This is a genomic window from Streptomyces sp. SAS_270 (assembly GCF_052543295.1).
On record NZ_JBMNDS010000017.1, the window covers coordinates 62,304 to 83,187 of the forward strand.

The 20,884-nt window shown below is 69.3% G+C and carries 20 protein-coding genes and 2 pseudogenes; 9 read left to right on the plus strand and 13 right to left on the minus strand.

What is annotated here, in order from left to right:
• Nucleotides 1-106: 106 nt before the first annotated feature.
• Nucleotides 107-1,870 (plus strand): aspartate--tRNA ligase, encoded by a 1,764-nt coding sequence (gene aspS, locus ACN6LB_RS14515; RefSeq protein WP_445026148.1) that lies wholly within the window; start codon nt 107-109, stop codon nt 1,868-1,870.
• Nucleotides 1,871-1,988: 118 nt separating this feature from the next.
• Nucleotides 1,989-2,954: an intradiol ring-cleavage dioxygenase gene (locus ACN6LB_RS14520; RefSeq protein WP_445026149.1), complete on the plus strand. Its 966-nt coding sequence runs from the start codon at nt 1,989-1,991 to the stop codon at nt 2,952-2,954.
• A gap of 43 nt (nt 2,955-2,997) precedes the next feature.
• Here the strand turns inward: ACN6LB_RS14520 and ACN6LB_RS14525 are convergent, their stop codons facing one another.
• Complete coding sequence (locus ACN6LB_RS14525; protein WP_445026150.1) at nt 2,998-4,449, minus strand: AAA family ATPase; 1,452 nt, start codon at nt 4,447-4,449, stop codon at nt 2,998-3,000.
• Between the two features lie 84 nt (nt 4,450-4,533).
• On the opposite strand from ACN6LB_RS14525, the pseudogene ACN6LB_RS14530 reads away from it, so the two are divergent.
• From ACN6LB_RS14530 to ACN6LB_RS14540, 3 genes and pseudogenes are all read left to right on the plus strand, one after another.
• Nucleotides 4,534-4,620: pseudogene (locus tag ACN6LB_RS14530) on the plus strand (transcriptional regulator); the annotation flags it as partial.
• Nucleotides 4,621-4,675: 55 nt separating this feature from the next.
• Nucleotides 4,676-5,062, plus strand: a complete 387-nt coding sequence (locus ACN6LB_RS14535; protein WP_445026151.1) for a hypothetical protein — start codon at nt 4,676-4,678, stop codon at nt 5,060-5,062.
• 154 nt (nt 5,063-5,216) lie between these two features.
• Entirely contained in the window at nt 5,217-6,563 is a 1,347-nt protein-coding gene (locus ACN6LB_RS14540) for a pectate lyase family protein (RefSeq protein WP_445026152.1), read from the plus strand.
• A gap of 65 nt (nt 6,564-6,628) precedes the next feature.
• Here ACN6LB_RS14540 and ACN6LB_RS14545 read toward each other — a convergent pair whose 3' ends face one another.
• The 8 genes and pseudogenes from ACN6LB_RS14545 to drmA form a co-directional block, all read right to left on the minus strand.
• Nucleotides 6,629-7,063 (minus strand): nucleoside deaminase, encoded by a 435-nt coding sequence (locus ACN6LB_RS14545; protein ID WP_445026153.1) that lies wholly within the window; start codon nt 7,061-7,063, stop codon nt 6,629-6,631.
• Nucleotides 7,064-7,128: 65 nt separating this feature from the next.
• The gene (locus ACN6LB_RS14550) at nt 7,129-7,665 is read right to left on the minus strand and encodes a GNAT family N-acetyltransferase (protein WP_445026154.1); all 537 of its coding nucleotides are present in this window, start codon (nt 7,663-7,665) and stop codon (nt 7,129-7,131) included.
• A 108-nt stretch (nt 7,666-7,773) separates the two neighbouring features.
• A complete protein-coding gene (locus ACN6LB_RS14555; protein WP_445026155.1) occupies nt 7,774-8,250 on the minus strand; it encodes a hypothetical protein in 477 nt (158 codons plus the stop codon).
• A gap of 48 nt (nt 8,251-8,298) precedes the next feature.
• Nucleotides 8,299-8,736 (minus strand): nuclear transport factor 2 family protein, encoded by a 438-nt coding sequence (locus ACN6LB_RS14560; RefSeq protein ID WP_445026156.1) that lies wholly within the window; start codon nt 8,734-8,736, stop codon nt 8,299-8,301.
• An 84-nt stretch (nt 8,737-8,820) separates the two neighbouring features.
• Nucleotides 8,821-8,913, minus strand: a pseudogene (locus tag ACN6LB_RS14565) (hypothetical protein); the annotation flags it as partial.
• Nucleotides 8,914-8,927: 14 nt separating this feature from the next.
• Nucleotides 8,928-9,746: a DISARM system phospholipase D-like protein DrmC gene (drmC, locus tag ACN6LB_RS14570; protein WP_445026157.1), complete on the minus strand. Its 819-nt coding sequence runs from the start codon at nt 9,744-9,746 to the stop codon at nt 8,928-8,930.
• Nucleotides 9,743-11,599 carry a DrmB family protein gene (gene drmB / locus ACN6LB_RS14575; RefSeq protein ID WP_445026158.1) on the minus strand — a complete coding sequence of 619 codons (1,857 nt, stop codon included), beginning with the start codon at nt 11,597-11,599 and terminating at the stop codon, nt 9,743-9,745. The genes drmC and drmB overlap by 4 nt, the downstream gene beginning before the upstream one ends.
• Entirely contained in the window at nt 11,596-15,216 is a 3,621-nt protein-coding gene (drmA, locus tag ACN6LB_RS14580) for a DISARM system helicase DrmA (protein WP_445026159.1), read from the minus strand. Before drmA ends, drmB begins: the two co-directional genes overlap by 4 nt.
• Nucleotides 15,217-15,457: 241 nt before the next feature.
• Between drmA and ACN6LB_RS14585 the strand changes: the two genes are divergently transcribed.
• Together ACN6LB_RS14585 and ACN6LB_RS14590 are read left to right on the plus strand one after the other, a co-directional pair.
• Nucleotides 15,458-16,108 carry a DUF4365 domain-containing protein gene (locus ACN6LB_RS14585; RefSeq protein WP_445026160.1) on the plus strand — a complete coding sequence of 217 codons (651 nt, stop codon included), beginning with the start codon at nt 15,458-15,460 and terminating at the stop codon, nt 16,106-16,108.
• Nucleotides 16,105-17,307, plus strand: coding sequence for a hypothetical protein (locus ACN6LB_RS14590; protein WP_445026161.1), 1,203 nt, complete (start codon nt 16,105-16,107; stop codon nt 17,305-17,307). Before ACN6LB_RS14585 ends, ACN6LB_RS14590 begins: the two co-directional genes overlap by 4 nt.
• Before the next feature lie 20 nt (nt 17,308-17,327).
• Here ACN6LB_RS14590 and ACN6LB_RS14595 read toward each other — a convergent pair whose 3' ends face one another.
• The 4 genes from ACN6LB_RS14595 to ACN6LB_RS14610 all read right to left on the minus strand — a co-directional run bounded on the left by ACN6LB_RS14595 (nt 17,328) and on the right by ACN6LB_RS14610 (nt 19,595).
• The gene (locus tag ACN6LB_RS14595) at nt 17,328-17,585 is read right to left on the minus strand and encodes a hypothetical protein (RefSeq protein WP_445026162.1); all 258 of its coding nucleotides are present in this window, start codon (nt 17,583-17,585) and stop codon (nt 17,328-17,330) included.
• A complete protein-coding gene (locus ACN6LB_RS14600) occupies nt 17,582-17,929 on the minus strand; it encodes a hypothetical protein (protein WP_445026163.1) in 348 nt (115 codons plus the stop codon). The genes ACN6LB_RS14595 and ACN6LB_RS14600 overlap by 4 nt, the downstream gene beginning before the upstream one ends.
• 74 nt (nt 17,930-18,003) lie before the next feature.
• A complete protein-coding gene (locus ACN6LB_RS14605) occupies nt 18,004-18,864 on the minus strand; it encodes a helix-turn-helix domain-containing protein (protein WP_445026164.1) in 861 nt (286 codons plus the stop codon).
• Nucleotides 18,865-19,103: 239 nt separating this feature from the next.
• Nucleotides 19,104-19,595 (minus strand): ATP-binding protein, encoded by a 492-nt coding sequence (locus ACN6LB_RS14610; protein WP_445026165.1) that lies wholly within the window; start codon nt 19,593-19,595, stop codon nt 19,104-19,106.
• Nucleotides 19,596-19,750: 155 nt separating this feature from the next.
• On the opposite strand from ACN6LB_RS14610, the gene ACN6LB_RS14615 reads away from it, so the two are divergent.
• On the plus strand, nt 19,751-20,629 hold the full coding sequence (locus ACN6LB_RS14615; protein ID WP_445026166.1) for a helix-turn-helix domain-containing protein: 879 nt from the start codon (nt 19,751-19,753) through the stop codon (nt 20,627-20,629).
• Entirely contained in the window at nt 20,626-20,835 is a 210-nt protein-coding gene (locus tag ACN6LB_RS14620; RefSeq protein ID WP_445026167.1) for a DUF397 domain-containing protein, read from the plus strand. The genes ACN6LB_RS14615 and ACN6LB_RS14620 overlap by 4 nt, the downstream gene beginning before the upstream one ends.
• Nucleotides 20,836-20,884 lie beyond the last annotated feature (49 nt).

Consider the following 20,884-nt stretch of genomic DNA (forward strand, 5'->3'; position numbering starts at 1 on the left):
GAAGGGAGCGCCGAGGTAATGGGGAGAGGCGCTGTGGGGCGGCCGGTACCCTGGGGTGTGTTTCACGTGAAACACTCCCCGATCCGCGAAGGCTGGATGAACGACGATGCATCGGTACAGGTCCCACACCTGCGGCGAGCTCCGCGCCTCTGACGTCGAAAGCGACGTCCGGCTGAGCGGCTGGCTGCACAATCGCCGAGACCTGGGCGGCATCCTCTTCATCGATCTGCGCGATCACTACGGCATCACGCAGCTGGTGGCCCGCCCCGGCACGCCCGCGTACGAGGCCCTCGACAAGATCTCCAAGGAGTCGACGGTCCGCATCGACGGCAAGGTCGTCTCGCGTGGCGCCGAGAACGTCAACGCGGACCTCCCCACCGGCGAGATCGAGGTCGAGGTGAGCGAGGTCGAGCTGCTCGGCGCGGCCGCCCCGCTCCCCTTCACGATCAACACGGAGGACGGTGTCAACGAGGAGCGGCGTCTGGAGTACCGCTTCCTCGACCTGCGCCGCGAGCGCATGCACCGCAACATCCTGCTGCGTACGGCCGTGATCTCCGCGATCCGCCACAAGATGACGGCGCTGGGCTTCAACGAGATGGCGACCCCGATCCTCAGCGCGACCTCCCCCGAGGGCGCGCGCGACTTCGTGGTGCCCTCCCGTCTGAACCCGGGCAGGTTCTACGCGCTGCCGCAGGCGCCGCAGCAGTTCAAGCAGCTGCTGATGATCTCCGGCTTCGACCGGTACTTCCAGATCGCGCCCTGCTTCCGTGACGAGGACGCCCGCGCGGACCGCTCGCCGGGCGAGTTCTACCAGCTCGACGTCGAGATGAGCTTCGTCGAGCAGGAGGACGTCTTCCAGCCCATCGAGAAGCTCATGACGGAGCTCTTCGAGGAGTTCGGCAAGGGCCGTCACGTGACGTCGCCGTTCCCGCGGATCCCGTTCCGTGAGTCGATGCTGAAGTTCGGCTCCGACAAGCCGGACCTGCGCGCCAAGCTGGAGCTCGTCGACATCACCGACGTCTTCGAGGGCTCGGAGTTCAAGGCCTTCGCCGGCAAGCACGTGCGCGCGCTGCCGGTCCCGGACGTCGCCGGACAGTCCCGCAAGTTCTTCGACGGCCTCGGTGACTACGCGGTCGAGCAGGGCGCGAAGGGCCTGGCCTGGGTGCGTGTGGCCGAGGACGGCTCGCTGACCGGCCCGATCGCGAAGTTCCTCACGGAGGAGAACGTCGCGGAGCTGACGAAGCGGCTGTCCCTCTCCGCCGGGCACGCCGTCTTCTTCGGTGCGGGCGAGTTCGACGAGGTCTCGAAGATCATGGGCGCGGTGCGGGTCGAGGCCGCCAAGCGTGCCGGTCACTTCGAGGAGGGCGTCTTCCGGTTCTGCTGGATCGTCGACTTCCCGATGTACGAGAAGGACGAGGAGACCGGGAAGATCGACTTCTCGCACAACCCGTTCTCGATGCCGCAGGGCGGCCTGGAGGCCCTGGAGACCCAGGACCCGCTGGACATCCTCGGCTGGCAGTACGACATCGTCTGCAACGGCGTGGAGCTGTCCTCCGGCGCGATCCGGAACCACGAGCCCGACATCATGCTCAAGGCCTTCGAGATCGCCGGCTACGACCGTGACACCGTCGAGGAGCAGTTCGCGGGCATGCTCCGCGCGTTCCGCCTCGGCGCCCCGCCGCACGGCGGGATCGCCCCCGGCGTCGACCGCATCGTCATGCTGCTCGCGGACGAGCCGAACATCCGCGAGACGATCGCGTTCCCGCTCAACGGCAACGCGCAGGACCTGATGATGGGCGCGCCCACCGAGCTGGACGAGACCCGTCTGCGTGAGCTGCACCTGTCGGTGCGCAAGCCGCAGCCGAAGTAGTCCCCGTACGCGCGAGTGGCCCGGAACCGACGTCGGTTCCGGGCCACTTCCGCGTCTACACGCCAACCACAGTCCTCACCCACGCTGTTGACAGGTGCGGTTCATAGCGTCCCGGCCCATGACTGAGACAGAGAACGAGCCCTCCAAAGGACCGGCGCACAAAAGGAACATGACGCGGCGCAAGGTCGTCGTCGCAGGTGGAGCGGCCGTCGCGGCCGTGGGTGTGGGCGGCGGCCTCGCCATGAACGCGTTCGCGGGCGAGACCTCCGAGAACACCGGAGCGACCACGTCGGAGACGTGTTACACCCTCACCACGGAGACCACCGAGGGCCCGTACTACATCGACGCGGACAAGATCCGCCAGGACATCACCGAGGACGAGGAGGGCATCCCGCTCACCCTCAAGCTCAAGGTGATCGACGCGGAGACCTGCAAGCCCGTCAAGAACGCGGCCGTCGACATCTGGCACTGCAGCTCGCTCGGCATCTACTCCGGCTACGAGGCGATGGGCAGCGGCGGCGCCGGCGGTGGCGGCACCCCGCCGTCGGGCTCCCCCTCGGACGCGCCCTCCGGTACGCCCACCGGTGAGCCCCCGTCCGGCGCCCCCTCCGGAGGCACGGGCGGCGGCGGTGGCCACTCCGAGCCCACCGACGACGAGCGCTACCTGCGCGGCACCTGGAAGACCGACAAGCACGGCTACGTCACCTTCAAGACGGTCTTCCCGGGCTGGTACCAGGGCCGCTGCGTCCACATCCACGTCAAGGTCCATGTGGACGGCACCTGGACGGACGCGGGCTACGAGGGCGGCCACGCCTGCCACACGGGCCAGCTCTTCTTCGACGAGAAGTCGGTCCTCGCGTCGGCGAAGGTCTCCCCGTACTCCACCAACACCACCACCCGCACGACCCTGACCGAGGACACGATCTACCCGGACAACGGCCACGAGGGCGGCCTGCTCCACCTCAAGTACGACAAGAAGCACATCGCCAAGGGCGTCCACGCCCACCTGACGATGGGCGTCGCCCCGGACGAGACACACGACAGCACGGACACACAGCCGAGCGCTTCGGCTTCGGCGTCGTAACTTCCGACGCGCGGGCGCCCGGGACTGTGGAGTCCCGGGCGCCTCAGCGCCGCCAGGCCGAAACGACGTCCTGCGGACCCCACACCAGCCCGACTTCACCGTCGGCCACCGACTCCGCCGTACCGGAGAGGGAGACGACGGCCAGGCCCGTGAAGCCCGGTGTGAAACCGGGAACCTGGGCTGCGCCCTGCACGAGGGTGGCCAGGTCGTGCCGGTCGAAGGGCGAGGCCAGCCACTTCACGGAGCCGGCGAAGAACAGGGTCCCGGCGACGGGCGAGCGATCGGCGCCGATGAGGTCGATCTCCGGCTGGAACTTCCTGTTCCACCAGCCGCCGACGACCTCCGTGTCGGGCCAGGGGAATTCACCGTCCGCCGCGGCCAGTTCCAGCGCTTCACGGACGAGGGGCTCGACGGCTCGCCCCCGCCAAGCCGCCCATCGGCGCTCGACCACCCGGTACGCGGCCTCGGGGCGGCCACGCCGGGACAGCTGCTGTGCGGAGCGCATCGCGGCGAGGTAGAAACGCAGGTTGCTGTCGGCCACGTGGTGGAGGGCGGGCTTTCCGGAGCTGGTGGAAAGCGGGGAGTCCGCGGTGAGCACCCGCTTCTCGTCCGTGAGGCGGCGGAGCAGCGGAGACAGTATTCCGGAGGGCAGCGCACCACTCTGGCTGCCGGCGGTCGCGGCGATGTTGGCGTGAGTACGGTCACCGCTGCCGACCGCCTCCAGCACCCGGCGTGCCTGGTCGGGCGCGGGGAACTCGGCCATGAGAGCCGCCTCCGGAACACCGAAGAGCGGTGAGGCGGGGTCGGCGCACTCGGCCTTGATGAAGTCGAGGGCCGGGGTGGCATGCGGCCAGGCGCGCAGGATGCCGGGCAGCCCGCCCGAGACGAGATGAGCGTCGACGGCGTCCGACGCCTCCAGTCCCAGAGCGTCACCCGTCTCGGCCGGGTTGAGCGGGCCCAGGACCAGGCTGTCGGCCCTCCCGTAGAAGGGCCGGTCGTACGCCGTGAACCGCTCCATCATGTGCAGGTCGCTGCCGAGCAGCAGCAGGAGCACCGGGCGGTGGGAGAACAGCCGGTCCCAGGCGGTCTGGAGCGCTCCGTCGAACACCGGATCCTGTTCGGCGAGCCAGGGCAGTTCGTCGAGTACGACGATGCTGGGTGAGGCGGGCAGCACGGCGGCGAGGGTCCGCAAGGCGTCGGGCCAGTTCGTGGGAGCGGTCTTCGGGACGAACTCCTGATCGGCCGGAAGCGAGGATTCTCGGAGCTCCGCCATGAAGTCCGCGATGCCTTCCACGGGGGAGGCGCCCTTGGTCGCGGTGAAGAAGACGTACGGCCGCCGGGCGCGGTCGCAGAACTCCTGCACGAGCCGTGACTTCCCCACCTGCCGCCGGCCCCTTATGGCGACCGCGACCCCGGCGCCGTCGTCGGCGACCCTGCCCAGGCGCTTGTCCAGCAGGGCCAGCTCGGCTTCACGTCCTACGAAGGGGGTGGGCATGGGCGAGCCTCCGACGGGGGGGATCTATGTAGATTAATTCTACGTAGATTCATTCTACCTCCGCTGGTCAGGCTGCAGCCCACGCGAACGCTCTTTCGTAAGGTGGAGGCGGTAGCTCTCGACCCCGCCCGGTCCCGGGACCACATCCACCGCCTGTGGAAGGAGCTGTAGACGTGATCCAGTGCCAGAGGTCCGCCTTCGTCCGCCGCCTTCAGTCAGACCGCCCGTGACAGCGGACGACGAGTTCACGCGCGCCCTCGAGACCGTCCTGAAGGACCTCCGTGCGCAGTGCGCCGTACAGCCCGACGTCCGTGAGCCCGAGGACGACTACCCCGGAGTCACCCTCTACGCGCCCGACGGCTCGGGGCAGGGCGTGTACGCGTGGCCCGACGAGCGGGCCGGTGTGCGGCTCGCCGCCGTGGCGGACGGGGTGCAGGAGTGGGCCGTCGAGGCGTTGTGGGGGGAGGGGGAACCGGCCGTGTGGCCGGGCTGCCCGGCGCATCCCGGCTCGCATCCGCTGAACGCGACCGTCGTCGACGGCGTCGCGGTGTGGGTCTGCCCCCAGGACAGGGAACGGCCGGTCGGCGCGGTCGGGGAGCTGCCGCCCGGTTGACCGCCAACAGCACGGCAGCCGCCGTGAGTTGAGGCGGAAGGCAAAGGATCGACGGGCGGCAACCTTTCCGGACCCGGTGCCCACTGATGAGTCGTAAGCCTCCACGGAGGCTTCACACCCTGCACGTGCTCCACAACCACGTAAGGACTCATCCGTGGCTTCCCCCTCCCACCGCCGGTCCCTCCGCAAGCGCCGTTCCCTTCTGGTGGCCGGTGCCGCCGTCGCGGCCACCGGTCTCGGCGCTGCCGTGTTCGTGATGAACGCGGACGCGAACCCCGTGGACCTGGCCCACCAGACGCTGCCCGCGAAGGACGGCTGGGCGGCCTCCGGCTCCGGTACGACCGGTGGCTCGCAGGCCGACTCCGCGCACGTCTTCACCGTGAGCACCCGCGCCCAGCTCGTGAAGGCGCTGGGCAGCGCCTCGAACTCCACGGCGAAGATCATCAAGGTCAAGGGCACGATCGACGCCAACACGGACGACGCGGGCAAGAAGCTGACCTGCGCCGACTACACGTCGGGCACCGGCTACTCGCTGGCCGCGTACCTGAAGGCGTACGACCCCTCGACGTACGGCCGTTCCAAGCTGCCGAAGGGTACGCAGGAGACGGCCCGGGCCGCTGCGCAGGCCAAGCAGGCGAAGAACATCGTGTTCAAGGTGCCGGCCAACACCACCATCGTGGGCGTGCCCGGCACCAAGGCCGGAATCACCGGCGGCAGCCTTCAGGTGAAGGGCGTCGACAACGTCATCATCCGCAACCTCACCCTCACCGCCACCGAGGACTGCTTCCCGCAGTGGGACCCGACGGACGGCGACGACGGAAACTGGAACTCGGCGTACGACGCCGTCACCCTGCGCACGGCGACCCATGTGTGGGCCGACCACAACACGTTCAGCGACGGGCCCCACTTCGACAGTGCCAACGCGAAGTACTACGGCCGCGAGTACCAGATCCACGACGGCGCCCTCGACATCACCAACGGCTCCGACCTGGTGACCGTCGAGCGCAACCAGTTCACCAACCACGACAAGACGATGCTGATCGGCAGCAGCGACACCGACAGCACCGGCAAGCTGCACATCTCCATCCACCACAACGTGTGGAAGGGGATCATCCAGCGAGCGCCCCTGACCCGCATCGGCCAGGTCCACATCTACAACAACTACTACGACACGACCGCCCTCAACGGCTACGCGCCGTCCTACAGCATCAACTCCCGCGCCAAGGCCCAGGTCGTGGCCGAGGACAACTACTGGAGGACCGCGACCGGCCAGAAGGTCGCGAAGCTGCTCAGCGGCGACGGCACCGGCTCGGTCGCGGGCAGCGGCAACCTCGTCAACGGCACGGCGACCGACCTCGTCGCCGCGTACAACGCCGCGAACTCCAAGAAGATCAAGACGACGGTGAACTGGACGCCGACCCTGACCGCAGGTCTCCAGACGTCGGCCAAGAACCTGCCGACGGAGCTGGCCACGACGACGGGCGCCGGGGTCCTTTCCTAGGTGCGGCTCACGAGGGGGCCCGGGAGCGGACGCGTTCCCGGGCCCCCTCGTACCGACCGGAGCGGTCACCGCCGGTAGTAGCCCTCGATGGGAACGCGGGCCTCGTCGAACAGGGCCGGGCCCTCCTGCGGCACCGTCGGCCAGGCGCCCGAATCCGGGTTGAGCTCGACGAGTTGGTCGGTGGCGAGGGCGTAGACGACGCGGCCCAGTCCGGAACGGATGATGCCGCCGGTGCACATCCCGCAGGGCTGGCAGCTGGTGTACATGGTGGCGCGCGCGGCCGTGGCGGCGTCGAGTTCGCGGGCCGCCCAGCGGGCGAGCTTCAGTTCCGGGTGGGCCGTGATGTCGTCGTCGCGCCGCACCGTGTTGTGCGCCTCGGCGAGAACGGCGCCGTCCGGGCCGGCGAGCAGGGAAGCGTACGGTGCGTCGCCCAGGCTGACGGCGTGGGCGGCGAGATCGATCGCGCGGCGCAAGAGGACCTCGTCCTCGGGGGTGATCACGATGGTTTCCCTCCAGTGGGTGGCAACGGCGGTCAGTGATCGGCGGTCCGGCGCGCGGGGACTCGTTACGCCTCGAACTCCGTGAGGTCGATGCTGTGGACGATCACCGGGAAGCCGTACACCGGGTGCGTGATCTCGCGGTCCCGGGCCATGCCGAGCTTGCGCAGGACGTTCTCGGAGGCGTCGTCACCCAGCCGGGGGACGCTGATGAGGCGGTCGAGGCCGCGGTCCTGAAGGGCGAACTCCAGGGTGGCGTGGGCGGCTTCGGAGGCGTAGCCCTGGCCCCAGAAGTGGCGGGCGAAGCGCCAGCCGATCTGTACCTCGGGAAGGGTGTCCTCCGGCAGGAACTCGGACACGGACAGGCCCGTGACGCCGGCCAGTTCGCCGGAGGCGAGGAGTTCGACGGCGAAGAGGCCGAAGCCCTCGTCGTCCCACTCCTCCTCCCACCGCTCGATGTCCTCCGCGGTCCGCTCCAGATCACGCACCGAGCCGTCGTCGACCCAGCGCATGACCTCGGGGTCCGCATGGAGCTCGGACAGCGGGACGAGGTCGTCGTCGGTCCAGCGGCGCAGCAGGAGGCGAGGGGTGTGGATCTCGGTCATGCCGCCATTTTGCCTGGTGGTACGGCGGCGGCGGTACGACAGCGCTGGTATGGCGGCGCTGGTGCGGCGGCACGGGTACGGCGGCGCTGCTACGGCGCCGCGGACCACTCAGGTGTCGTACGTGCCGTCCCACGGCGCGCCGAAGCCGAGGCGGTCCGGGTAGAGCTCGGCCCAGTCGCCTTCCTCGTCGGAGCCGCTCAGAAGGCCGAACAGGACGCCGTCGACGGTGAGTTGGAAGGGGCGGATCGCGATGTCCGTGTAGCTGCGCCGGGGAAGGCTTCGCAGGAGCTTCCCCAGGTGGGCCTGGGCGCGGCTGAGTACCGAGCCCTCACTCCCCGGGTTGCGCTGCTGCTCGGCCCAGGTGCCGGCGCACCAGATCTCGGAGTCGCGGTACCGGCCCTCGGCGTCGAAGGTGTGGAGCACCGTGTAGAGGCGCTTGTGCTCTTCCCAGCCGTCGTCGGGACGGAACCCTTCGGGGAAGGCGTAGGTCACCGACGCCAGGAACTGACCGTCCGCGTAGTGGCCGATGGCCTCGGTGCGGCCGTGTGGTTCGTAGGCGATCGGAATGAGTTCGGGGACTGCCATGGCGGAAACCATACGGGTGGACGGGCGCATGTCAGTAGCAGGGGGCGCTCAGGATCCCGTGAGGGGGGTGCGGCGGGCCGCGATCCTGCGGCGCGCGATGCGCCAGCCCTCGGGGCCGCGGACCACGATGTCGTCGTAGGACACCGAGCCGCAGGAGCCGTCGGCCATGACGCCCAGGCCTTTCGAGCGGGCGCGGGCCCTGCCGTCCGCGAGCGCGGTGACGACGACGTTGGTGACGTGGTGGGCGACGGGGTTCGCGGCGCCGACCGCCAGGGCGGCATCGCGGATCGCCGCGATGCCGACCAGCTCGCCCTGCCCGAAGGCGCTCACGTCGTAGACGACATCGGCGGTGAACAGCTCCCCGAGCCGGTCGAACTCCCCCTCGTCGAAGAGGTGCCCGTGCAGCGCGATCAACTCGCTGATGGCCAGACGGTCTTCGACGGAGAGGGCGGGGGGCGGCGGTGTCGGTGCCGAATGCGGTGCCATGTGGGGTCCCCTTCTGTCCTGAGCGGGCGGAGGCCCGGGAACGACAAGTTCCCGGGCCTCCGGATGGATTCTGCGATGTCTCGGTTACTTCGCCGGCGCGCCGCCGAAGCGCTCCTTGTACGACTCCAGGTCCTCGTCCGCGATCTTGGCGAAGAGGACCGGGGGACCGTGAACGGGTGCCCACCGTCAAATCACGCAAGCCGCATGACGTTGTTTTCAGGTGCCAGAAGCCAGCGGAAATGGCCTACGAGCGGCTCCACCAGGTGTGGATCACGCAGCACCACACCAAGCTCGATGTTGTCGGAGAGAGCCCGGTCCGTGAGGTTGGCACTGCCCAGAAGCGCTGTGTGCCGGTCGGCAGCGATCAACTTGGCGTGCAGGACGCCCGAGGGCCCGACTCGATGCCAGACATGCACATGGTCGGGAAGCTCTGCAAATGCCGCCGATGCCTGTGTGGACTCTTCCAGTAAGAGATCCACGCGAACCCCTCGGTCGACTGCTTGCCCTATCTCCGTGACGACGTCACGAGCGCCGTGGGCGGCGAAGCTGGCGATCAGCAGTGAGGTTTGCGCCATGCGGATGACCTCCACGGCGACGCCACTCGTCAGCCTTGCCGGTATGGACGCACTGATCGGTCCGCTCACCGCGACCTGGGCGGGCCTGGGCCGGGGGAACGACCGGGAGGTTGCCAAGGCAAGGGCGAGTCCCGCCCCGGTCATGTCCGGCATCTCGGCGCGCCAGACGCGGACGATCTCGGAGAGCTGCTGCCCCAGACCGGCGGCGGACTGCGCCGCGATGAAACGGCTCAACAAGGGGTCTTCGGGACCGGTGATCGTGTCGAGGACTTGCTCCACGACGGCGATACGGTCCTCGGGCAGGCGATCGCAGAGAGCGGCCAGCAGCCGGGGAAGACGGCGGAAGGGGGCACCGCTCCGGGCCGCGGGCACGTCCGCCGTGTGAGCAGACGGCCTGTCCGGTCCGCTCAAGTCCTGGCCGCTCGGTCGGCTCATGGCCTGAACGCACACTTGTCGTCCGCCAGCGTCTCCACCAGCAGGGCCCGGTCCAGGTAGTGGTTGCCCCGCTCGCAGGAGGTCTCCGCCGCGAACAGGCAGGCATGACACGCCGCCCCGTGCAGCCGGGCGTGGACACGTGGATCGTGCTCGGCACACATCGGGTCGGAGCTGCACAGTCTGGCTTCCTCAAGGGCCTGAGTGATGGCCGGTCCGAGCCGCTCGCCACGGCCGAGCGAGACGAGTCCGCCCAGGGTTCCCTCACTGTCGGGAGCAGCGGTGTAGAGCAGGATTCCGGACATGGGGTCAGGCCCGGAGCGGGCGTAGATGCGTTCCGCTATGCCGGAGGCTCCGTAGCCGCATTCCAAGGCGAACTGGCGAATGAGAACGTGCGCCAGGGTGTGCAGGAGGACGTACCTGATACCGGGCCAGCGGGGCTCGACCCGGCGGGCCATGCACCAGTCCAAGTGCGCCGACTTCAGGACCTCTTCGCGGGCGCGTACGGAGTCCTCCAGTTCCCACTCCGCGAGTTGTTGCTCGTTGAGTGCGAGGAACACGCCTTCGCCGCGCAGCTCGGCACAAGGCACCCAGGTGGAGGGACTGCGGCTGAGCATCGCTCCGGAGCGGGTGCGCCCTTCCTCCTCCGGCAGCCACTCGGGAGCCTCTATCCGGGTGAAGCCGGTGAGTGCCGAGACTTCGCGGAGCCGGTGGACGAGGACGACGCTGTCGAGCCAGTCGGTGGTGCCGTCGGGCACCTGCCGCTCACGGACGGTGGTGAAGTCCGGAAGCGAGTGGTCGCGGGGGTGGGTGAAAGCCCGCCACTCGGGGGTGATGAGGTCGAACTCCTCGTCCTCGCCGACTTGATCACCCGCAGCCGCCTGAGCCTCCCTGGTGACCGCGGCCCAGACGGCGTCCGTTCCGTACTGCTCCAACTCGGGCCAGCACGCCTGCGTGGGCAGCAACATCTTCGCGGCGTCGGCGGGGACGGCGGCGAGCGGGGACAGCAGGCTCCAGTGTTCCCTGACTGCTTGGGTGAGTGGCTCCTCGGCACGGGGGATGCTGAACACTCTCAGTTGGGAGGCGAACCAGCTGTTGGTAGCGCCCAGCACCATGGTGCGCGCGTGCTCGGAACACCCCGGGGTGAAAGTGCCGAGGTGCGGGTGGTGGCCTCGGCAGGCGGGCAGGTTCCGCTCCCCTGCCTGGCCGAGGGCGTCCGCCATGGAACGGGGCGGCACTCCGCAGGTACACCGTACGAAGACGTTGGCGGCTTCGCCGGTGGTGCCGGACTCGGTCAGGCTGAGGGTGTGCCCCTCGCACGAGGATGCGCCACGGTGGACGAAGTAGACCCAGGGAAAGTCGTCCATGTGCCCGTCCGGGCAGGCGACGAGGAAGCGGGCCGGCAGGGCGGTGGGCTGCCCCTTGCCGGCGCCGCCGCAGTTGACGTGGACGTACTTGGTCTTCTCCGGTCGGTAGAGGTTCGGCCGGAGCTGGAAGAGGCCGCCCGAAGCGGGGGCCAGCTGGTTGCAGCGTTCGCGTGAGCAGCGCAGCCAGCGGGGGAACAGGCCGACCGGTACGCCGGTCCTGGTCCAGTCGCCGTACGGGTCCGCAGGGTTCTCCGGCAGGTGGGGCGGGGTGCGCAGGGCGGCGACCTGGCCCCCCAGTCGGCGGCGGACGGCGGCCAGGAGGCGGTCCTCGGTGAGAACGCGGGCGCGCACGGGGTCCCAGTCGTCGAGCCCCATGACCATCGTCGACAGGTTGGGCAGGTCGGTGACGGCGCCGACGCCGTACGTATGGAGGAGCTGGCTGGGACGCAGCTCGCCGACGCGGAGCGAATCGGTGGCGGGGCTGGTCATGTCGTCTCCATGGGATCTGCGGGATCTGCGTCAGTGGCCGGGCCGGTGTCGTCGGCCTGTTGACGAGGTACGTAGGGCGGCTCGTCGTCGGATTCACCTGCCGGCCCGGTGAAGATCAGCCGGATCGGGGGCTCCACCTCACGCAGTGACGTCGGGCAGGTCATGAGCCGCCATGGGCCGCTGTCCGGTTCCAGCAGGAGGGGAGCCACGTCGCCCTGGCGGCGGGCCGCGCGGTAGCCGAGAACCGCTCCCGGTGCCTTGCGCTTCTGCTCCCAGTAGTCGAGCCGGACGTCGAGCCGGGTGCGTACCTCGTCGGCGGTGTGTTGGACGGCCGTGACGTCTCTGGCGCGCAGCTCCAGAGACCGCAGGGCGTGAGAGACGACCTCGCCGCGGCGATCGACCCACTGGGCGCCGCGGTTGGGGTTGTAGTCGGGTTTGAGGTTGCGCACCAAGGACGCCAGGACGCCGGTCAGGCCCCGGTCGACGGCGCGGTCTGCGAACGGTGTGACGGACAGCGCTTCGACATGTTGGTAGATGGTGGCGTGGAAGGACTCGAAGGTCTCGTAGTGCGAAAGGTCGCGCGGTCGGGCCCAGTTGAGGACGGTGAAGACAAGACCGGGCGCCCGACGGCCGACGCGGCTGGTCGCCTGGATGTACTCGGCGGTCGATTTGGGCTGGTTATTGACAACCATCACGCCGAGCCGGGAGACGTCCACACCGACGGCGATCATGTTGGTGGCGAGCAGGACGTCGATGGGGCGCGGCGAACCCTTGGGCCGACGGCCGAAGGTGATGTCGAGCTTCTCCAGGATGTCGGGAATGGCGTCGGAAGCCATCCGGCTGGTCAGCTCGGCCGGTTCACCGATCCGTCGTGCGGCGAGGCCGCGGCGGTCGGCTCGGACGAGCCTGGCCGACACGTCGTCCTCCACGAGCCGCCGCATGCCGCCGAGGTCGCGCAGACTGTTGAAGTAGCCGACGAGGGTCATGTACGGGTCGGTCAGGTCGCTCGCCCCGTAGGTCTCGTACAGATGCTGGGCGGCAGCGAGTTGTGCGACGAACACCCTGATCGCCACGGACTTGGTCCGCACTCCCTGCGCGCAGATGCCCACGTACCGTCGGCCCGGTGTGGTGTCGGTGTCCCGGCGCCGGGCGAAGAACGTGTCGTCGGCGCTCACTCCCGAGGGTGGGAAGACCGCCGTCCTGCGGGCGAAGAGGTCGTGGATCTGCCGGTCGGCGCGGCGCACGGTGGCCGTGGAGGCGATGACCTTCGGGCGCACGGCCCGGCCGGGTTCGGGCTCCCAGGTGGAGAGCCGGTCCACGGCGGTCTCATACAACCCGGTGAGGGAGCCGAGCGGGCCGGAGATGAGGTGCAGCTCGTCCTGGACGATCAGGTCCGGCGGGCGCACGCGCACGGCGTCGACGGTGGAGGCGGCCGGCTGACCGCCCGCCGCGGGGTGGCTGGAGGACTCCCATTCCGCGTCGACGGCGGACGGCGTGACATAGCCGTGCCGTGTGCAGCGCCGGGAGACCTGGCCGAACAACGCCTGGGTCTCGCCCTTCCAGGGCAGTTGGGCGAACTTGTCGACGGTGGCGATGACGAGGCTCGGCGGATAGCGGTAGATCTCCTCGTCCACGACGAGGATCGGCAGGCCCTGTTCATCGGCCGGGAGCCCGAAGGCGGCGGCCCCGAAGGGGCACTCGAAGGCGTCGGGGCAGGTGATGAACGTCCGTCGGAGGGTGGTGTCGACGGCGATGTCGCGGCCCGCCTCCATCTTCGCCCCGCACCAGGGACAGCTGGTGAGTTGATGAGGCGAGCCCATACGGCCGAAGCCGCCGTGCCCCTTCTCCTTCTTGCGCTCCTTGGCCCAGTCGGCTGCCTGGTCAGTGGTGTTGGGGGTGACCCTGCCCCCCACCCACAGTCCGATACGGAACGGGTTGTGACCCCAGCGGTCCGGCTCCTCCCGTCGGATCACCTCGCAGGCGCAGATCAGCGCGGTGGCGCGCTGGAACTGCTGGATGGTGAGCAGCCGCAGCGTGTAGCGCATGATCACGGCGACGCCGTGCTCGGCGTCGAGGCTGCCGAGGTGGGGCTTGCGCCGCCGGATGGCGAGGGTGAAGGCGGTCAGACCGAGATACGCCTCGGTCTTGCCGCCACCGGTGGGGAACCAAAGGAGGTCGGCGAGTGCGCTGCGGTCGTCGGTGCGCTCGTGGTGGGCGGGGTCGGCGAGGGAGGGCAGATTGAGCAGCAGGAAGGCCAGCTGGAAGGGTCGCCAGCTGCGGTTCTTCGGCAGGTCGACTTCCCGGACCGCTTCTTCGAGCGACTTCGTGGGTGTACGGCGACGGTCGCCCGCGGCGATGGTGTGGACGCGCTGGTGCCACATGGCGCGGTTGGCGAACCGGAAGGCGTCGAGGGCGTCGGGGTCGTCCCGTAGCAGGTCAATGCCGGCGTGGATACGGTCGGCGGCCTCACCGGCGAGGCGCATGTTCTCCAGAGCTTCCGCACGATAAGCGTCGAGCCCGGCGGCCGGGTCGTCCACCGACTGCTTCTGCCGCTCGATCCAGGACCGGTAACCGTCCACCAGCGGGAGCAGGGCGGCCCGCAGCGGAGCGGCCTCCAGCCTGCTCAACTCGCTCATGTCCAGCACGAGTTCCGTCAGCTCCGGCAGGTCCTCGTCGCGCTGATCGTGCCGCGGGTCCGGTACGTCCGTGTGCGGGATCTCGTACGAGGGCGTGGCCGTGGTGGAGATACGCATCGCACGCCGAGGGTCCGCAGGGTCGGCCTCGGCGTGCACGCCGGTGCCGTGGCCCACGGCGAACTCGGGGTGGAAGCGGTACGTCATGGCGAGCGAGCGCCGCTCGTCCTGATTGCCGCCGGGAGGCTCGGCGCTGCGGCGTGGCAGGAACGGCGCGGTGCCCGGCGCACTCGCGACGGCCATCGTGGCCTGGAACATCCAGTGGGTCGAACCGGGCTTGTTCTCCTGCCCGTTGACCAGGAACAGGGAGATCAGCCACGATCCCTCGTGCACGCGGGCCCGGCCGCGCACCACGATGTGCGGGAAGTCGCGGGCGTGCACCGGCTGGGCGGCCAGCTTGCCCTCCACCAGTTTCACGGTGACCGTGCCCGAGCAGGGCACCCGGTGGTACACGCGCTTCGGGTTGCCCTCGATCTTCGAGTCCCCACGTTCGTAGCGCGCCCAGGCGCAGTCGACCGTCAGCTCCTGGACCTGGCCGTCCACGCGCAGGGTCAGCCCCAGCGTCGACGGATGAAGACTCGGCATATTGGGCGCTGACGGCTCGGGATCCCCGGCCTCCGGCTCCTGTTCAGGCGCCATGCTCGTCTCGTCGAGCGTTTCGGGCGCGACCACCTTGCCGACGGTCCGCAGGGCCGCACTCTCCTCGTCCCGTACACCACCGGGGGCCAGCCGCCCGATGATGTAGTGGTCCAGGGGATTGCCCGCCAGCTCCTCCGGTTCCTCGCCGGTGGGCCCCAGAAGATCGCGTACTACCAGCTCGGCGAGCCGGTCGCGCAGTTGCTGCGGGGTGGGCGCGGACAGCACCGCTCCACCGGAGGCGGGGTCCGGATCGGAACCTGAACTGGCGAGAGGTTGCTGCGTCACGGGGCCAGACTAGGTGTGCCCACCGACAACCGGTACGGACTTCCGTACGGAACCCGATCAGCCGCTTCACCTGCTGATGGTTCCGCGCCATCCGGCGGGCTGCTTTCGGCCTGATTCCGATCAAGGTCTTTGGTTGAGCGTGTGACCGTCGTTACGGTGCGTGGCTCCAGGGGTACGAAACGCGTGCGAAGAGCCGCAGGACGCAGCGGCGCGCGGGGGTTCGAGGGGCGAGCGGGGACACATGACGGACAACAGAACCGGCGGTATCCCGCATCAGCCGTCGAGTGGTTTAGCACCTGCGAAATCCGTGGCCGGGACATACGGCATTCCGCTGACCGGCCCTGAGCATGCACCGGGATGGCTCAAGGGATCGACGGGATTCGGGGACAACGGCCACCGGGGAGCGTTCGGCGAGGAGTTCATCCGCATGCTGGCCACGGCGGCCGATCTGGACGTGAGTCGCAGGGAACGCGACCGGGTGGGCGTCGACTGGCAGTTGGGCTACGCGGGGCGGGCGGGGACCCGTCGCTTTCCGGCCATTGAGGCGCAAGTGAAGTGCACATCGTCACCGGACATCCACGGCGAGTACATCCATTACCCGCTCAAGGTGAAGAACTACAACCTGCTGGCCGGCCGTGACTACGAGATCCCCCGCTTCCTCTTTCTTGTCCTGGCCCCGGCCGACCCCTTCGCTTGGGCGCACGCGAACCAGGACCGCCTGCTGTTGCGGCGTGCCGCCTACTGGATGTGCCTGCACGACCAAGATCTGCTGGAGAACGTGCCGAAAACGGGTACGCGCACGGTCCACGTCCCCCGTGCCAATCTGCTGACCGTCGACTCCTTGCACGACCTCTTCGCCGAGGACTACCGGGACATGCTGGTGGTGTCATGACCGTGATCACGGATGCGGAGTTCGAGGAGGCTGCGGGCCTGGCTCCCGTAGTTGTGAGGCGCTACCTGAGCGGCAAGGGATGGAACGCGGAACGCGACCTGTCCGGTGCCGAGCTGTGGGAGTGGAGGCCGCCGCAGGAGCCGGGGGCACCCTTCGACCCGGCTCCGTACGAGCTCCTGGTGCCGATGCAGCGCCGTCGTGACTATGCGGGCCGGGTCGCCGACATCCTGGAGACCCTCGCGATCGTCGAGGCCCGCCGTCCCGGCGACATCCTGCGCGAGATGCAACTGCCGCCGGTGGACTGGCAGTTCCTCAGGCTCGTACCGCCGGGCCCTTCCGGTACGGCTCCCCTCCTGGACCTGGTGTCGGCACTCACCGGTCTGAAGGACCTGCACACGGCGGCCGCGTCCTCCGCGCTCACCCCGCAGGCCGTGCAGCCCGGACAGAAGCCGCAGGTGGTGAAGGACCACGTGGCCGCGGTTCGGCTGGACCAGACGCGGGTCGGCAGCTATGTCATCGCCGCCCACACCCCGCTGCCGGACGGCCTGTACGGCGGGCACGACAGGACCGGGCAGGGCGCTCTCTTCGACGACTCTGACCTGGCCAGGCATCCCTCGCTGCCCTCCGAACCGTTCGCCCGAAGGGTCTCGCGGATGCTGTTCGCGGGAGTCACCTGCGCGCGTTTCGTCGCGGAGGAGACACTGGCCGAAGACTCCGTGCCGCACTTCGAGCACCTGGACAGTGCCGGCCTGTCGGCCAACCTCTGCGAGTCCCTCGTGAAGATCGCGGGCGAGGAGCGCCGTGACTTTTCGCTGGCGTTCGCCTGGTCACCCGAGATGCCGATGGAACAGCCCTCACGACCGGTCGCGATCACCGGCCGCCATGTGGAGGCCCTGGAAGCGGTGGCCGAGGATCTGCGCGAGCGGCTGGGCCGGGAGCAGGACGCCGTCCTGCACGGCGTGGTGACCAAACTGCACCGGGACATGAGCCCACGTGAGGCGACGATCTACGGCTCCCTCCTCCACGAGGACTCCCAGCGCCAGCGGAGTGTCCGGGTGGAGCTGCGTCCGGAGGACGTCGACAAGGCCACGGACGCCTGGCGGCACGGATTTGAGGTGGCGGTGACGGGTGATCTGGAGCCGCGTGGCACGGGGGTGCGGATGCGCGGGGTGACGATGTTCGCCGTTCGGCCGGAGTAGCGAGTGCGTGCCTGGAACGGTCAGAACCCCAGGTAGGTGATCTGCACGACGTAGACACGTTCGCTGCGTACGACGACCTGATACGTGAACATGCCGCCGGGGACGATGATGTCGCCGCCCTTCGGGTCGACGCCCTTGTGGTCCCGGCCGTGGATGTGGACGGCTTCGGCAGCTCTGACCAGCTCGTCCGCCTTCCTTTCCACCCTGGTGAGGAAGTCGGTGGGAGCGGTGCGGGCGGCTTCCTCCGCACCGAAGGCGTACTCCCATTTCCAGCTCAACCGCGCACTGCCTTCATGGCGTCGTCCAGGACGACGCTCAGCTCTCGCAGAGCCTCCTGCGCGATGGCAGGGTCCTCGTGTTCCAGCGTGCTCTGCGCGTGGGCGAAGCGGGAGGACAGGTCGGGGCGGCGGGCGATCTCGATGTCCCTGGCCCAGATGAGGACCCAGCTCTGCACGGGGCTCAGCGACTGCCACTCGACGGCTTTGGCGAAGGCTTCGTCCTTCGTGGTCTGCATCTCGTCCAGGCGCCCAGGGGCAACGACGGCGAGGGCCGCGCGGAGCGCATCGGGGGTCTGCTCGGGGCGGGGGATTAGCTCGCGTCCGTGGTCGGCCAGTGTGCTCATGGTGTCCTCCAGGAGTGCCCCCGCCAGGGTATCCGGCCGGGGCTGGAGTGAAGGAGATTCCTGCACCGTCACGCTCATGCTGGGCAGCCTCCCATCAGGTCGGACCGGCAGTCCCGGCAGTGGCCTGGCACGGGAGCGCGGAAGGCGCGGTCGCAACCGTCGCAGGTCTGGAGCGGATGCCGTACGTCACGGGGTGGCGCGGGTGCGCGGAACGGCGGCGGAGGCGGCAGCTGGGCGGCGAGTCGGTGGGCCAGGAGGGCTGCCGGGCGGCGCAGGTCCTCGGGTGGCAGGTCCGTGGTCAGGGCGTGGCGTACGGCGGTGGGGGTGAGGTCGCGTTCCAGCCAGGCGGCGACTCCGGGGGCGAGGTGTTCCGCGTCGGTGGTGGAGAGGAGGAGGCGGGGGTCGAGGCGGCGCAGGCCCGCGAGGAGGTCGGTGGCCGTCTGGAGAAGGGAGGGCGAGGGGTAGGTGGGCCGGGGTACGGCGGGGAGGAGCTTGCGGGGTGGGGGTTTGTCCGGGGCGGTCCGTCGTACGGCGGGGGCGGCGTCCTCCCGGGGCGCGCCGGGCTGGTTGCAGGAGACCGTGCGGGTGACGATCCGGCCGCCGGGGACGCGCTCGCGGGTGCGGCGGAGGTAGCCGTGGGTTTCCAGTTCGCGCAGGGCGGCGGCGATTCGGGTCGTGCCCTCAGGGAAACGGGCGGCGAGGGTCTTGATGTCGGCGGGGGTGCCGGTAGGCAGTGACTGGATGTAGACGGCGAGCCCGATCGCGAGACCCGAGAGCTCGGCGTGCTGGGCGAGGTGGTTGCCGATCACCGTGAAACGGGTGGTGTGGCGGGTGTTGTCGTGGACGACGCCCGCGGGTGGCCGCCGGTGTGGGTGGTTTTTGCCCGCGATACGGGACTGGGCGCGCGGGGGCGCGCTAGGGTTCTTCGTGTCCATCAGGAAGGGCCTAACTTCCTCGGTGGTCAGGCCCTCGCAGGGATCGTTACTCCCGGCGGGGGCCGTCGCATGTCTGCGGTTGTTTTGTGTTGTGCCGCGCTGAGCGTAGGGCAGGCAACCGGTCCCGAATCCAGCCCAGTTGGTGATGTTCACTCGCGTGAGTGAGTTTGCGCGGTGGGTGGCCACGCGGGCGGGAGGGAGGGGTGGGGCTTGGTGGGGTTCTTTCTCTCCCGTGGTTCTTAGGGAAGAGCGCTGGTGGCACCGGAGCATGGACCGCTGTGCTTCGGTGCCGTCAATGATTCCGCTGGTGGCAGGTCGAGTTCGGCCCAGACGGTCTTTCGGGGGACGGGACCGAGTTCGACGCCCCAGCGGTCGGCGAGAGCCTCCACGAGGAGCAGGCCGCGTCCCGATACGGCGTCCGGGGACGGGGGTTGGCGTCGAGGGAGGTCGTCACCGCGGGTGTCCGTCACCTCGATGCGGAGTACGTCGGTTGTGGCGTGCAGGGCGAGTCGGAAGTCCCGGCCTGGGAGCCGGCCGTGCGTGGCGGCGTTCGCGGCGAGTTCGGCGACGAGATGTGCGGCGGTGTCGGTGCTGCCGGGTGGCAGGTCCCAGGTGCGCAGCCACTCCGTGGCGAGGAGACGGGCCAGGCGGGCGCCGCGTGGCGTGGGGGACAGCAGGACACTGAAGTGGCGGGTGGGGGCGTGGAGTTGGGTGGAGTTTTCCTGGTTCACGTGACTGAGCGTGGTCGTGCGTGCTTACCGTGAACAGTGACTCGGCCGGTCCGTACCGTGACTGTCCGGAGTTTGTCCGGTGTTGTCGGGGCTGTCGGCACGGGCTGTACGGGTAAGGGGCGTTGCGGCGTGGACGTACGACGGAGGGGTGCGGGATGCAGCAGGTGGACGGCGACGCGGGCCGGCTCAAGAGCGAGGCGGACGAGCCGGGTTGGGAGGTGGACCCGGACGACGAATGGGGTGTGGCGGTGGTCGCGACCGTGGGGCGGCAGTTGAAGCTGCGGCGCGAGGCAAAGGGGATGCGGGCCGCCGAGTTCGGGGTGGCGGTGGGGTACGGGGAGGACATGGTCTACAAGATCGAGGGAGGTAGGCGGATCCCTCAGCTTGAGTACCTGGACAAGGCGGACGAGGTGCTGGGGGCGGATGGGCTGATCTCGGCGATGAAGGAGGACGTGAAGAAGGTCCGGTACCCGAAGAAGGTTCGGGAGCTGGCGAAGCTGGAGGCCAAGGCGGTCGAGCTTCTCTCGTACGGCAGCCATGCCACGCATGGCCTCCTGCAGACCGAGGAGCACGCGTGGGCGTTGCTGAGGACGCGGCGGCCTTCGCCGCCGGAAGAGGAGCTGGAGCGGGCGGTGGCCGCACGCATGGCCAGGAAGGAGATCTACCAGCGCTCGCCGGCCCCGGAGCTCAGCTTCGTCCTAGAAGAGGCCACGCTGAGGCGTCCGGTCGGAGGCAAGATGGTGAGGCGTAGGCAGTTCGAGCACCTCCTGGAGCTGGCCCAGTTGCGGAACGTGGAAATTCAGGTGATGCCGATGCACCGCTGGGACCATCCTGGTACCGGAGGACGGATCCAGGTGCTGAAGTTCGGGGACGGAACGGCGGTTGGGCGCATGGACGACGAGTTCGGCGGCCGTCCCGTGTCCGACCCGAGGCAGCTGAGGATCCTCGAACTGCGCTATGGCATCATCCGGGCCGAGGCTCTGACCGCACGGGAGTCACTGGCCTTCATCGAACAACTGCTGGGAGACACATGATCCGCGAGGCCTCTGCCGGAGACCCTTCCGAGCTGGCGTGGTTCAAGAGCAGCTACAGCGACACCAGCAACCCGAACGACTGTGTCGAGGTGGCCAACACCCCCGGCACCATTCACGTCCGCGACTCCAAGGACACCCAGGGCGCCCGCCTGGGCTTCGCTCCGGACGTGTGGGCGGACTTCGTGACGTACGCGTCCGGGAGCTGACCTCTCAACTGCTCGCGCCCCACGCCTGGTTGGCACCGGGAGCGGGGCG